This is a genomic window from Methylophilales bacterium MBRSF5 (genome assembly GCA_001044335.1).
GTDB lineage: Bacteria > Pseudomonadota > Gammaproteobacteria > Burkholderiales > Methylophilaceae > BACL14.
The window spans coordinates 1,281,805-1,294,275 of the sequence record CP011001.1; the positions used below are offsets into that span (position 1 = coordinate 1,281,805).

The 12,471-nt window shown below is 36.5% G+C and carries 14 protein-coding genes; 13 read left to right on the top strand and 1 reads right to left on the bottom strand.

All coding sequences use genetic code 11. The features are described 5' to 3' along the window. Positions 1-151: 151 nt before the first annotated feature. On the bottom strand, positions 152-1,207 hold the full coding sequence (locus UZ34_06805) for a hypothetical protein (GenBank protein AKO65044.1): 1,056 nt from the start codon (positions 1,205-1,207) through the stop codon (positions 152-154). Between the two features lie 168 nt (positions 1,208-1,375). Here UZ34_06805 and UZ34_06810 point away from each other — a divergent pair, with 168 nt between their 5' ends. The 13 genes from UZ34_06810 to UZ34_06870 all read left to right on the top strand — a co-directional run bounded on the left by UZ34_06810 (position 1,376) and on the right by UZ34_06870 (position 12,466). After that, positions 1,376-1,777 (top strand): hypothetical protein, encoded by a 402-nt coding sequence (locus tag UZ34_06810; protein AKO65045.1) that lies wholly within the window; start codon positions 1,376-1,378, stop codon positions 1,775-1,777. 21 nt (positions 1,778-1,798) lie between these two features. Beyond that, positions 1,799-2,605 (top strand): ATP synthase F0F1 subunit A, encoded by an 807-nt coding sequence (locus tag UZ34_06815; GenBank protein ID AKO65046.1) that lies wholly within the window; start codon positions 1,799-1,801, stop codon positions 2,603-2,605. Between the two features lie 19 nt (positions 2,606-2,624). Then, a complete protein-coding gene (locus tag UZ34_06820) occupies positions 2,625-2,906 on the top strand; it encodes an ATP F0F1 synthase subunit C (protein ID AKO65047.1) in 282 nt (93 codons plus the stop codon). 24 nt (positions 2,907-2,930) lie between these two features. Then, a complete protein-coding gene (locus UZ34_06825) occupies positions 2,931-3,401 on the top strand; it encodes an ATP synthase subunit B (GenBank protein ID AKO65048.1) in 471 nt (156 codons plus the stop codon). A gap of 6 nt (positions 3,402-3,407) precedes the next feature. After that, the gene (locus tag UZ34_06830; protein AKO65049.1) at positions 3,408-3,944 is read left to right on the top strand and encodes an ATP synthase F0F1 subunit delta; all 537 of its coding nucleotides are present in this window, start codon (positions 3,408-3,410) and stop codon (positions 3,942-3,944) included. Positions 3,945-3,961: 17 nt separating this feature from the next. Then, positions 3,962-5,503, top strand: a complete 1,542-nt coding sequence (locus tag UZ34_06835; GenBank protein AKO65050.1) for an ATP F0F1 synthase subunit alpha — start codon at positions 3,962-3,964, stop codon at positions 5,501-5,503. 14 nt (positions 5,504-5,517) lie between these two features. Continuing rightward, a complete protein-coding gene (locus UZ34_06840) occupies positions 5,518-6,384 on the top strand; it encodes an ATP F0F1 synthase subunit gamma (GenBank protein ID AKO65051.1) in 867 nt (288 codons plus the stop codon). A 35-nt stretch (positions 6,385-6,419) separates the two neighbouring features. Next, positions 6,420-7,853: an ATP synthase F0F1 subunit beta gene (locus UZ34_06845; protein ID AKO65052.1), complete on the top strand. Its 1,434-nt coding sequence runs from the start codon at positions 6,420-6,422 to the stop codon at positions 7,851-7,853. Positions 7,854-7,874: 21 nt separating this feature from the next. Continuing rightward, positions 7,875-8,294 carry an ATP synthase F0F1 subunit epsilon gene (locus tag UZ34_06850; protein AKO65053.1) on the top strand — a complete coding sequence of 140 codons (420 nt, stop codon included), beginning with the start codon at positions 7,875-7,877 and terminating at the stop codon, positions 8,292-8,294. Between the two features lie 63 nt (positions 8,295-8,357). After that, on the top strand, positions 8,358-9,719 hold the full coding sequence (gene glmU / locus UZ34_06855) for a bifunctional N-acetylglucosamine-1-phosphate uridyltransferase/glucosamine-1-phosphate acetyltransferase (protein ID AKO65054.1): 1,362 nt from the start codon (positions 8,358-8,360) through the stop codon (positions 9,717-9,719). Between the two features lie 2 nt (positions 9,720-9,721). Continuing rightward, the gene (locus tag UZ34_06860) at positions 9,722-11,551 is read left to right on the top strand and encodes a glucosamine--fructose-6-phosphate aminotransferase (protein AKO65055.1); all 1,830 of its coding nucleotides are present in this window, start codon (positions 9,722-9,724) and stop codon (positions 11,549-11,551) included. A 40-nt stretch (positions 11,552-11,591) separates the two neighbouring features. Beyond that, complete coding sequence (locus tag UZ34_06865) at positions 11,592-11,984, top strand: hypothetical protein (protein ID AKO65192.1); 393 nt, start codon at positions 11,592-11,594, stop codon at positions 11,982-11,984. Continuing rightward, positions 11,981-12,466 (top strand): transcriptional regulator, encoded by a 486-nt coding sequence (locus tag UZ34_06870; protein ID AKO65056.1) that lies wholly within the window; start codon positions 11,981-11,983, stop codon positions 12,464-12,466. Before UZ34_06865 ends, UZ34_06870 begins: the two co-directional genes overlap by 4 nt. Positions 12,467-12,471: the final 5 nt, after the last annotated feature.

Sequence of the window (12,471 nt, forward strand, 5' to 3'; positions counted from 1 at the left end):
TTGCATGTTCGCAAGGGCGGGTGGTGCTTCCCCTGACGCTGGACAAATTCTCAATGAGATAGAACAGAGACCCTCCCGGAAATTGACATGATGGAATTCGAGGCATGCTCGATCAATTAATCAGGAAGTTATGGATTCGATTTGCTTAATTTTAAAATTGATAACCAAGGCCTAAATTTAGACTTCTAGAATCTAAATCCAGGTCTTGTTGGAGGAGACCACCGCCTACCATGGCCGATGTGTTTTCATCAGAAAAGATGTATTGATTGAATTCACCAAACCAGAATAGATTCGTCTTGAGTTGGTGGCGATAACCTAAACCAAACACGTATCCATCATAATAAACAGATTGATTATTGATGTCCACCTTGGCCCTAGAAAGTCCAGTTTTAAAGGAGATAGCAGAGTTTTCAGAAATTTGTAGCTGAGGTTGTAAGTGAGCACTCACTGTGTAATCTCGCTCGATGTCGGTGGTGGCTAACCAGTTTTGGAGAGATGTTTTTTGTCCAATGTGTGGAGATAATTCTAGGCCGATCAACACACTGAAATTATCACTAATATTTTTTTGATAGGCGGCGTTAAAATTTATTCCTGCCTCGACTTCATTTTCACTATCGCTGTTCACATTGATACCTCCGGCCACGACATTATTATTTTGAAAATCATTAAATTCTGCAGTTAGACCTAACATGATAACAAAGCCATCTTTTTGAAAGGCGTTGTAAGGTTTTTTTTCATCTTCGATAAAAAGCTCACCCTGATCATCAAAACCTTTAATCTTCTCACCCATTTTTTGTACAGACTCTTTCTTTGTTTTTGGTTCGGAATATTTTTGTTCAGAATGTTCAACAATATCATCTAGCTGTTTATTGAGGAGCTGTCTTTTTTCATTCTCTGTAGACATTGCAATGCGCTCATCCTCAGTGATTTGTCGTGGTTTTTTCTCTACTGTCTTGACTGGGCTGGGGTCAGGGATCTCGGTAAAGGTGTTTTCAGGCAGTAAGTCAAAGCTCACGGGCTCGGTTGGCTGTATCTCTGGTAATAAAGAGACCTCTTCTTCAACTACTTCTTCATCTGGCATTATTTGGGTTACATAAAAATAGGCCAACACCGAAAACAGCATGCCTAATAAAAGAATTCGCACAGCCCAACGAATAAATTGCGGGTTTTTAGGTAACGAACGAACAAAAGTGGTGAATTTATTCATTACTTAAGGGGAAGTATTTGCATTTTAATATTTTATACAATATGTAGGTCTATGAATAGTAAATAATTGCATATTTAGTACTTCCAGAGATAATTGCTCGTAAGACTTGACGAATCATCAAAATCCATAGAAAATTTTGTTTTTTCTAAAGGAACGTTTTTCTTTTTAATGAGCTTAGTAGACAACCTCATAGAAAAACTTGAAGGCGTCCCAAAACAGTTGAAAAAAATGTTGCTCAGGCAGTTTACTGTGCTGAGCATTTTGTTTGTTCTTAGTTACTATATATATAGTATCGAACTGGCACTCTCAATTGTTTTAGGTTTTGTCGCAGTGATCGTTGGTATTGTGATTTCTACCCCTTTAGCTAAATTAAAAACAAAAGGTTTAAGCGCCTCCTCTGTTTTAGTCAATATATTGAAAGCAGAGTTGGTCAAATTGGGAGTGATCATATTGCTGTTGTGGCTCTCCTTTAAATTCTACTCGAATTTGATACCCTTTGGATTGATGTTAGGTCTGATTATCTCAGCGCTAATGTCGGGCCTGGCAATTTCGAAGTTAGATAACCGTTAATTTATAGGTATAAAAATATATATGGCAGATTCATACGGCTCACCAAACGAATACATTGGTCACCACTTAGCATTTAATGAATTATCTATTGGCGATACTCCTTTTTGGACTTTAAATCTCGATTCAGTTGTTGTTTCTATCATCCTAGGCGTTCTTACTATTGGCTTTATCTGGTGGTTTGCTAGAAAGGCAACTTCGGATGTACCGACCAAGACACAAGCCTTTGTTGAATTAATTTTTACCTTTATCGATAATCAAGTTAAAGCCACTTTTCATGGCGACCGCCATAGCTTCGTTGCACCTGCGGCGATGACAGTATTTTTATGGGTATTCATGATGAACGCGATGGACTTTCTTCCGATCGATATCATGGCCACCATTTTAGGTTGGTTTGGTATCCACGAGTGGAGAAACGTCCCAACCGCTGATGTTAACACCACATTTGCCCTCGCTTTAGGTGTTTGGTTCCTGATGATTTTCTTTGGCATTAAAGTTAAAGGCTTGGGTGGTTGGCTTCATGAATTATTCTGTGCCCCATTTGGATCAAGCCCATTTGTTTGGCCAGCAAATTTTATTTTTAATTTAATCGAATATGTTTCGAAACCGTTATCACATTCATTGCGGTTATTCGGAAACATGTATGCAGGTGAGGTGATCTTTCTATTGATCGCTATGCTTGCAGGTTTTTCTGGAGTTGCGGGTACCGCAGGTAGTGTCTTATTAGGAGCAGGTTGGGCAATTTTCCATATCCTGATTGTGACACTTCAAGCATATGTATTCATGATGCTCACAGTAGTATATTTATCCATGGCTCACGAGGGCCACTAATTTTTTGAAGGGAATTTAAATGGAAGCTTTACAATTTTTAGCAACAGTACAATCTTACACAGCTATCGGTCTTGGACTTATGGTTGGTCTTGGAGCGCTTGGTGCTTGTATCGGTATCGGTATCATGTGTGCGAGTTTCTTAGACGGCGCAGCAAGACAGCCAGAAATGATCTCACAATTACAAACTAAAGTATTCCTATTATTAGGTTTGATTGATGCTTCATTTATTATTGCGGTTGGTATTGTGATGATGTTCGCTTTTGCTAATCCTTTAACAATGGGCGTAACACCTGGCGTTTAATTTAAGATTTAATCTGGAGATCAAATGAACATCCATTTTACTTTAATTGCGCAAGCACTGACCTTTGCAATTTTAATCTGGTTTACGGTTAAATTTGTATGGCCACCGCTTTTAAATGCAATTGAGAATAGACAAAAAGAAATCGCTGATGGTTTAGCAGCAGCCAGAGAAGGTAAAGCCTCTCTTGAAATGGCTGAGAAAAAAACCACAGAAGTTTTGGATGGAGCAAAAGAGAAGTCATCTGAGATCGTTTCACAGGCTGAAAAAAGAGCAAGTGAAATCGTTGAAGAGGCCAAGCAAAATGCGAAAATTGATGCAGACCGTATTATTGCAAACGCGAAATCTGAAATTGACCAAGAAGTTAACAAGGCAAAAGAAGAGCTCCGAGCACAAGTAGCGTCTCTAGCAGTTGAGGGGGCACAAAAAATTCTTGAAAAAGAAATTGATGCAAAAGCTCACAGCGCAATGTTAACAAAACTTTCTAAGGAACTATAAGAAGATATGGCTGAAATTTCAACGATAGCTAGACCTTACGCACAGGCAGTTTTTGATCTTGCAAAAGAACAAAAAAAACTGAAAGCATGGTCTGAAACTCTGAGTTTGTTATCTCAGGTTGTTGAAGATGATGCCGTTAAGTCTGTGATCAATGATTCAAAGGTGCTGGATACAGATAGAGAAAAATTAATCCTTGATATTTGCAAAAAGAATATCAATAAAGAAGGTGAAAATTTTATAAAACTTCTCATCGAAAACAAACGCTTATTGATTTTACCCTTCATCAGTGAGGCGTTTGAAAATTTAAAGGCGAATGAAGAAGGATCTGTAACAGCTAATATTGTAGTTGCAACTAAGATTACAAAAAAAGAAACAGACGAAATAATTAAAAACTTAGAAAAGAAATTAAATAAAAAAATTGAAGTAACCGTTGAAATAGATCAATCTATTTTGGGAGGCAGTCTTATTACTGTGGGTGACACAGTCATAGATGCTTCAGTTAAAGGACAACTTGAAAGTTTAGCTTTCTCAATGAAAGCGTAATTACCCAGGAGAAAATAATGCAATTATCAACTTCAGAAATTAGTGAACTGATTAAAAGTCGGATCAAAAATTTCAAATCTTCATCAGAAGCCCGTACACAGGGTACCGTTGTATCAGTTACAGACGGTATTGTGCGTATACATGGTCTATCAAATGTTATGTCTGGAGAAATGATTGAGTTCCCTGGCAATACTTACGGAATGGCTCTTAACCTGGAAAGAGACTCTGTGGGTGCTGTTGTTCTTGGTGATTACGAACACATTTCTGAAGGCGATACATGTAAATGTACAGGTAAGATTTTGGAAGTTCCTGTAGGTCCTGAATTGGTTGGTCGAGTTGTTGATGCTTTAGGTAATCCATTAGATGGCAAAGGACCAATTAAGTCAAAATTAACAGACAAAATTGAAAAAGTTGCTCCTGGCGTTATTGCTCGAAAATCAGTTTCACAACCAGTACAAACTGGACTCAAATCCGTTGACTCCATGGTGCCGATTGGTCGTGGTCAGCGAGAATTAATTATTGGTGACAGACAAACCGGTAAAACAGCTGTCGCTGTGGATGCAATCATTAACCAAAAAGGTCAAGACATGACCTGTATTTATGTTGCGATTGGTCAGAAAGCATCAACCATTGCTAACGTGGTTAGAAAGCTTGAAGAAACTGGTGCGATGGAATATACGACTGTTGTGGTTGCCTCAGCATCTGATTCAGCTGCATTGCAATTTTTAGCCCCATACGCTGGTTGTACTATGGGCGAATACTTCAGAGATCGTGGTGAGGATTCATTAATTATTTATGACGATTTAAGTAAACAAGCTGTTGCTTATCGTCAGATTTCATTACTTTTAAGAAGACCTCCAGGTCGTGAAGCATATCCTGGTGATGTGTTTTATATCCATTCACGTTTATTAGAAAGAGCTGCTCGTGTAAATGAAGAATATGTTGAAAACTTTACTAAGGGTAAAGTGAAAGGCAAAACGGGTTCATTAACTGCGCTTCCTGTTATTGAAACTGCCGCTGGTGACGTATCAGCGTTCGTTCCAACAAACGTTATTTCTATTACAGACGGTCAGATTTTCTTAGAATCAGATTTATTTAATGCGGGTATACGACCAGCTATTAACGCTGGTATTTCTGTGTCTCGAGTTGGTGGCGCTGCCCAGACTAAGGTAATTAAAAAGCTGGGTGGTGGTGTGCGATTAGCGCTAGCTCAGTACCGTGAACTTGCTGCATTTGCTCAGTTTGCATCTGATCTTGATGAAGCTACAAGAAAACAGTTAGATCGAGGAAGAATGTTTACCGAACTAATGAAACAAGCTCAATATAGCCCGTTAAGTGTTTCTAAGATGGCAGTCACTTTATACGCTGCTAACAATGGTTACTTTGACGATGTTCCTGTTGAGAAGATTCTTACATGTGAATCAGACCTACATGGATTTGTTGCTTCTAAACATAAAAAGGTAATGGTAAGTATTGAGAAAAATCTTGACCTATCTGAAAAAGATGAAAAAGATTTAGTTAAAGCAATTGAAGATTTTAAATCTTCTAGCAAATATTAATATTTGGAATATTTATGGCTGGTAGTAAAGAAATACGAACAAAGATCAAGAGTGTAGAAAATACCAAAAAGATCACTAAGGCGATGGAAATGGTTGCTGCATCAAAAATGCGTAAAGCTCAGGACCGTATGGCTGCTGCAAGACCTTATGCTGAAAAAATTAGGAATGTTGCAGCACATCTTTCTTATGCACAGTCTGAATCTAAACATCCTTTTTTAGTTTTAAGAGACAAAGTGAAGAATGTTGGCCTTATTGTTGTTACATCAGACAAAGGATTGTGTGGCGGATTAAATACAAACGTCTTAAGAACATCATTAAATCAAATTAAGAGCTGGGAAAAAGAAGGAAAAAAAGTCCAAATCGCAGCTGTTGGAACTAAAGGTTTTAGTTTTATGAATCGCGTTGGAGCAGACGTGAAGTCGAATATCACAGGACTTGGTGACACACCACATTTAAATGATTTAATTGGAAGTATTAAGGTGATGCTGGATTCATATATTAATGGCGAAATTGATCAGCTTTATATATGCTTTACAAAATTCATCAATACGATGAAACAAGAGCCAAGCATGGACCAAGTACTCCCATTAAATGGTGAAAAAATTGGTGCTCCTGAAGGGCCATGGGATTATATTTATGAGCCAACTGCGGATGCGGTGATAGAAGAATTATTAAAGAGATATATCGAATCAATCATCTATCATGCAGTAGCGGAAAATATGGCATCAGAACAATCAGCACGAATGGTTGCAATGAAAGCTGCATCAGATAATGCAGTAAATGTGATTGATGAATTGACGTTGGTTTATAACAAAGCACGTCAGGCAGCAATTACTAAAGAGATATCAGAAATTGTGGGTGGAGCAGCCGCGGTTTCATAATTTTTTAATTTTTTTGAGATGAGTAAGGAAATAAAATGAGTGCCAAACAAATCGGAAAAGTAGTTCAGTGTATCGGAGCTGTTGTTGATGTTGAATTTCCAAGAGATTCAATGCCAAAAGTTTTTGATGCTTTAAAAATAGACAGCAAAGACGCAAATGCAAAAACAGCTGAAGAAGGTTTAACGCTTGAAGTTCAACAACAGCTTGGTGATGGCATTGTGCGAGCAATTGCGATGGGTTCAACAGATGGTTTAGCTAGAGGCACTCAATTTACATCTACTGGCGCACCAATCCAAGTTCCTGTTGGTGAAGGCACTTTGGGGCGTATTATGGATGTTCTAGGTAGACCTATTGATGAGGTTGGTAAAATTGATACGAAAGAACATCGTTCGATTCACCAAAAAGCTCCTGAATTTAGTGAGCTATCTCCATCTGTAGAATTACTAGAAACAGGTATTAAGGTTATCGACCTGATTTGCCCATTTGCGAAGGGTGGTAAGGTTGGTCTATTCGGTGGTGCCGGTGTTGGTAAAACAGTTAATATGTTGGAATTAATTAACAACATTGCAAAACAACACTCAGGTTTATCAGTTTTTGCCGGTGTCGGTGAGAGAACTCGTGAGGGTAACGACTTCTATCATGAAATGTCTGATGCTGGAGTTATTAAGTTGGATGACATGAAAGAGTCTAAAGTGGCTATGGTATTTGGTCAGATGAATGAACCTCCAGGCAACCGCTTAAGAGTTGCGCTTTCAGGTTTAACAATGGCTGAAAAATTCCGTGACGAAGGTCGTGATGTTCTGTTCTTTGTTGATAACATTTATCGTTATACTCTTGCTGGTACTGAAGTTTCAGCTCTACTAGGGCGTATGCCGTCAGCGGTGGGATATCAACCAACTCTTGCTGATGAAATGGGTCGCCTCCAAGAAAGAATTACATCGACAAAAACAGGTTCTATTACATCGATTCAAGCGGTTTATGTTCCTGCAGATGACTTAACTGATCCATCTCCAGCAACAACCTTCCAGCATTTGGATTCTACTGTTGTGTTATCTCGTGATATTGCTTCATTAGGTATTTATCCAGCTGTTGATCCACTCGATTCAACATCAAGACAGCTAGATCCACAAATTGTTGGTGAAGATCACTATCAAGTGGCACGAAGAGTTCAAGCAACTCTTCAAAAATATAAAGAGTTAAGAGATATTATTGCAATTCTTGGTATGGATGAATTATCACCTGAAGATAAATTAGCCGTGAATAGAGCACGTAAAATTCAGAGATTCTTATCACAACCATTCCATGTGGCGGAAGTCTTTACAGGCTCGCCAGGTAAGTATGTTTCATTAAAAGAAACGATTGCAGGCTTTAAAGCGATTGTTGATGGTGAATATGACGATCTACCTGAACAGGCATTCTATATGGTTGGAAGCATCGATGAAGCCGTTGCTAAAGCAAAAAAACTTTAATTAATTTTTAGGTTATAACTTATGAGTAAAGTTTTAGTAGATGTTGTAAGTGCTGAAGAGTCTCTCTTTTCAGGTGAGGCTGAATTTGTAGTTGCTCCATCAGCTATGGGTGAGGTGGGTATATATCCAAATCATGCACCAATGATTACGACTTTAAAGCCGGGTTCTGTGCGAATAAAATTATCAGGTAAAAATGATGAAGAGTTAGTGTATGTTTCTGGTGGCATCTTGGAAGTGCAACCAGGCTCAGTAACGGTATTGTCTGATACCGCTGTAAGAGGCTCAGATCTTGATGAAGCCAAAGCGAATCAAGCTAAGAAACAAGCTGAAGATGCATTAACAAAACAAAAAGGCGATATAGATTATGCAAAAGCACAAGCTGAGCTAGCTGAGGCTGTTGCTCAAATACAAGCCATTCAGCGTTTACGAAAAAAGAAATAAAAAATCTCAAAAAAAATAAAAAGCAGCTTCTGGCTGCTTTTTTTGTTTATACTCAACATAATAATGAATTTAGATATTGTAATACTAGCAGCTGGTAAAGGGACTCGGATGAAGTCCTCAAAACCAAAAGTAATGCAGGAGTTTGTTGGACAACCTTTTTTACAAAGGGTCATCAACACAGCAAAAGAATTAGATCCGAACAAGATCATACCTATAGTAGGTTACAAAGCAGATGAAATAAAAAATTATTTCTCGAATCAACAGCTTGATTTTGTTATTCAAAAAGACCAGCTTGGGACAGGTCATGCTGTAATGCAAGCGATCAATGAAATCACCAGTCAACTTACCTTAATTTTATATGGCGACGTACCATTAATTAATCATAAACTTTTGATAAGACTTATTGATGCCTCAAAAAAAACAGGAATAGGACTAGTAACTTTTGATAAAACCAACCCAACTGATTTTGGAAGAATAATTAGAGATGATAACAAGCAAAAAATAATAAAAATTGTTGAGGAAAAAGACTGCGACTTCGAACAAAAAAAAATCAATGAAATAAATACTGGGATAATGTGTGTTCAGTCAGATCATTTAAAAAAATGGTTAGCACAACTGGATAATAATAATGCTCAAAAAGAATATTATTTAACTGATATCATAGAGTTTGCGAATAAGGATAAAATAGAAGTTACTGGCATTAAAGCCGAAACCGAAACCAGTATCCAAGGCATCAATTCAATAGAAGAACTTATTCTGCTTGAGAGAATGTATATGCAAGAAAAAGCTGAGCAATTAATAAATCAAGGCGTCAAAATCATTGACCCAAATCGGATAGATATCAGAGGTACGTTAACATGTGAGGAAAACGTCACTATTGATGTCGGCTGTATTTTTGAAGGTGATGTATTAATAAAGAAAAATTCAAAAATTGGACCATATAATATTATTAAAGCATCACAAATAGGAGAAAACACAAACCTAAACGCCTTTAATCATATCGATGATGCATTGATAGGTGATAATTGTAATATAGGACCTTATTCAAGAATTCGTCCCGCAACCACATTAAAAAATAATATAAATATTGGTAACTTTGTTGAGATTAAAAAATCTAGCATTGATGATCATTCAAAAATAAATCACCTTTCGTATGTTGGCGATACAAAAATAGGAAAAGAAGTGAATATTGGTGCCGGAACAATTACATGTAATTATGATGGAGCCAATAAGCATCAAACAATTATTGAAGATCATGTTTTTATTGGGTCAGATACCCAGTTAATCGCTCCGGTCGTGATTAAAAAAGGTGCAACCATTGGCGCTGGTTCCACAATCACAGAAGATGCGCCAGAAAACAAACTTACAATTTCTAGAGTTGAACAAAAGAGTATTGATGACTGGATAAGGCCTAAGAAAAAATAATTATGTGTGGAATTGTTGGCGGCGTTGCTGTAAATAAAAATATTGTTCCAATATTAGTGGATGGTCTAAAAAAATTAGAATACCGTGGGTATGATTCTGCCGGTATTGCTGTAATCAACAATAGCCATATCAAAAGAATTCGTTCAGTGGGTCGAGTGGATACCATTCAACAGAAAGTTAATAAGCAAAAATTAAATGGTTCAATTGGTATAGGTCATACTCGCTGGGCAACACATGGCGGTGTAAATGAAAAAAATGCACACCCTCATATCTCAAACGATGAAATCGTCGTAGTTCACAATGGCATTATTGAAAATCATGCCAAGTTATGCAAATTTTTAAAAGACAAAGGGTATAAATTTAATTCTGAAACAGATACAGAAGTTATTGCACACCTCATTCATTATTTTAAAAAGGGAAAAGTATCATTATTTGATGCTTTCTTAAAAACTTGTGCCAAATTAGAGGGAGCTTATGCAATTGCTATTACAGATAAAATTTCAGAAGAAATAATAGTGGCAAGAAATGGTTGTCCATTAATTATTGGTATATCTGATCGAGAAAATTATATTGCATCCGATATTTCGGCTCTCTTATCTGTTACAAATAAAGTTATTTTTCTAGAAGATGGTGACTTTGGGATACTAAACATTAATGGATACCAAATATTTAATCAAAATAAAAAGAAAATTAACCGTAAGATTCATACTAGTGCACTAAAAAATAATCAAATGGAACTGGGTCCATATAGTCACTTTATGCAAAAGGAAATATATGATCAGCCAGTTGCAGTGGCTGATACAATTGAATCAATTATTGATGATGGAATTATTAGTCCAAAATTAATTGGCGGGAAAAAGTTTGATGCAAGCCGATTTGATTCTGTTCTTATATTAGCCGCAGGAACGAGTTACTACGCTGGGCTAACAGCAAAATATTGGTTTGAAAATATTGCAGGTATTCCTGTCAATGTTGAAATAGCGAGTGAATATCGATACCGAGAAGTTGTAACGCCAAAAAAACAACTTGTCATTACGATTTCACAGTCTGGTGAAACTTTAGATACACTTGAGGCATTAAAACAAGCTAAAAAAAATGGTAATCGTAAATCTTTAGCTATTTGTAATGTTCAAGAAAGCGCTATTGCAAGGCAGTCTGATCATGTGCTTTATACTCGAGCTGGGGTTGAGATTGGCGTTGCCTCAACAAAGGCTTTTACTACTCAATTGGTCAGTCTTTTTGTCCTCGCGGTTCTTTTTGGAAGACAGAATAAGAAAATTTCTAAATCTATAGAATTAGAACTGATCAATGAATTAAGAAAATTATCCGGCCATATTCAAACAGCACTCAACCTGGAACCACAAATCAAAACGTGGGCTAAAAAATTTGCTAGAAAAGAAAACGCATTGTTTTTGGGTAGAGGCGTTCATTATCCGATTGCACTTGAAGGGGCCCTAAAGCTAAAAGAAATTTCTTATATTCATGCAGAAGCTTACCCTGCTGGTGAATTAAAGCATGGCCCACTAGCGTTAGTTGATAAAAATTTACCTGTGGTTGTTATTGCGCCAAATGATAAGCTACTTGAAAAAGTAAAATCTAACATGCAAGAAGTGAAAGCGAGAGGTGGTGAATTATTTGTTTTTGCTGATGCTGATAGTACCTTTGATGCTGAAGATGGGTTATCAGTGATCAGATCTCATCGGCATATTGGAATCTTGTCACCTATTGTCCATACCATTCCAGTTCAATTGTTGGCATATCATGTAGCCTTGGTAAAAAAGACTGATGTTGATAAGCCAAGGAATCTAGCAAAATCTGTTACTGTCGAATAAATTTAAATCTATGTATAAATTTCTAGTTATATGTGTATTAATATTTTATAAACAACTTTTTGCATTTGAATTATTTATTGAAATTGGTAACGTAAAAAATAAAAATAGCGTGGTTGGATGTGCATTATTTGATAAAACAATCAAAGACTCATTTCCAACAGATTATGAAAAAGCATTACAGCTAAATATTCCTGGGAACATGGAAAATATAGTATGTAGATTTGAAAACCTTCCCAGTGGAGATTATGCAATAAGTGTATTTAATGATGAAAATAATAATGGCGAGCTTGATACAAATTTGTTTGGCATACCTAAGGAGGATTGGGGTGTTTCAAACAATATTCGACATGCAATGAGCTCTCCAACATTTGAGGAAGCTAAGGTCACTATTGATAATGATAATTTAAAAATTAGAATTGATTTAGGTAATTGAAAAATAAAAAAATTATAAAAGATCGAGTTACTGCAAAGAAAGATAGCGGATTTGTTGTTTTTCTAATTGGAATGAGGATCAATTACTTCTGGAAAATACATCGCTGGTTCCCTATTTTTTTAAGTTTTCCTAAGATGGTAAAAGAATTAATCAAAAATCAATCTTTAGGTTATTTGGGTGGTGAAACGTGGTTTGGCCGAAATATTATCACAATACAATATTGGGAGTCATTTGATAAGTTGGAGCATTTTGCTCGATCAAAAGATTTGAGTCATTTACCAGAATGGCAAAAATTTTTAAAAAAAGTAGGAACAAATGGTGATGTCGGTGTATGGCATGAAACTTATATTATTAATAAAGGGCAATATGAGAATATTTATGCAAATATGCCACCTTTTTTATTAGGCAAGGTTGGTAAATTAGAAAAGGTGATCACCAAAAATAATTCAGCAAGAAAAAGAGTTAATCAAAAAAATTCCTAAAAACA

Bases quoted from the DNA above. Each gene is read 5' to 3' on its own strand.
- UZ34_06860 (AKO65055.1), top strand. From the start codon at position 9,722: ATGTGTGGAATTGTTGGCGGCGTTGCTGTAAATAAAAATATTGTTCCA.
- UZ34_06835 (AKO65050.1), top strand. From the start codon at position 3,962: ATGCAATTATCAACTTCAGAAATTAGTGAACTGATTAAAAGTCGGATC.
- UZ34_06840 (AKO65051.1), top strand. From the start codon at position 5,518: ATGGCTGGTAGTAAAGAAATACGAACAAAGATCAAGAGTGTAGAAAAT.
- UZ34_06805 (AKO65044.1), bottom strand. From the start codon at position 1,207: ATGAATAAATTCACCACTTTTGTTCGTTCGTTACCTAAAAACCCGCAA.
- UZ34_06850 (AKO65053.1), top strand. From the start codon at position 7,875: ATGAGTAAAGTTTTAGTAGATGTTGTAAGTGCTGAAGAGTCTCTCTTT.
- glmU (AKO65054.1), top strand. From the start codon at position 8,358: ATGAATTTAGATATTGTAATACTAGCAGCTGGTAAAGGGACTCGGATG.
- UZ34_06845 (AKO65052.1), top strand. From the start codon at position 6,420: ATGAGTGCCAAACAAATCGGAAAAGTAGTTCAGTGTATCGGAGCTGTT.
- UZ34_06820 (AKO65047.1), top strand. From the start codon at position 2,625: ATGGAAGCTTTACAATTTTTAGCAACAGTACAATCTTACACAGCTATC.
- UZ34_06810 (AKO65045.1), top strand. From the start codon at position 1,376: ATGAGCTTAGTAGACAACCTCATAGAAAAACTTGAAGGCGTCCCAAAA.
- UZ34_06825 (AKO65048.1), top strand. From the start codon at position 2,931: ATGAACATCCATTTTACTTTAATTGCGCAAGCACTGACCTTTGCAATT.
- UZ34_06815 (AKO65046.1), top strand. From the start codon at position 1,799: ATGGCAGATTCATACGGCTCACCAAACGAATACATTGGTCACCACTTA.
- UZ34_06830 (AKO65049.1), top strand. From the start codon at position 3,408: ATGGCTGAAATTTCAACGATAGCTAGACCTTACGCACAGGCAGTTTTT.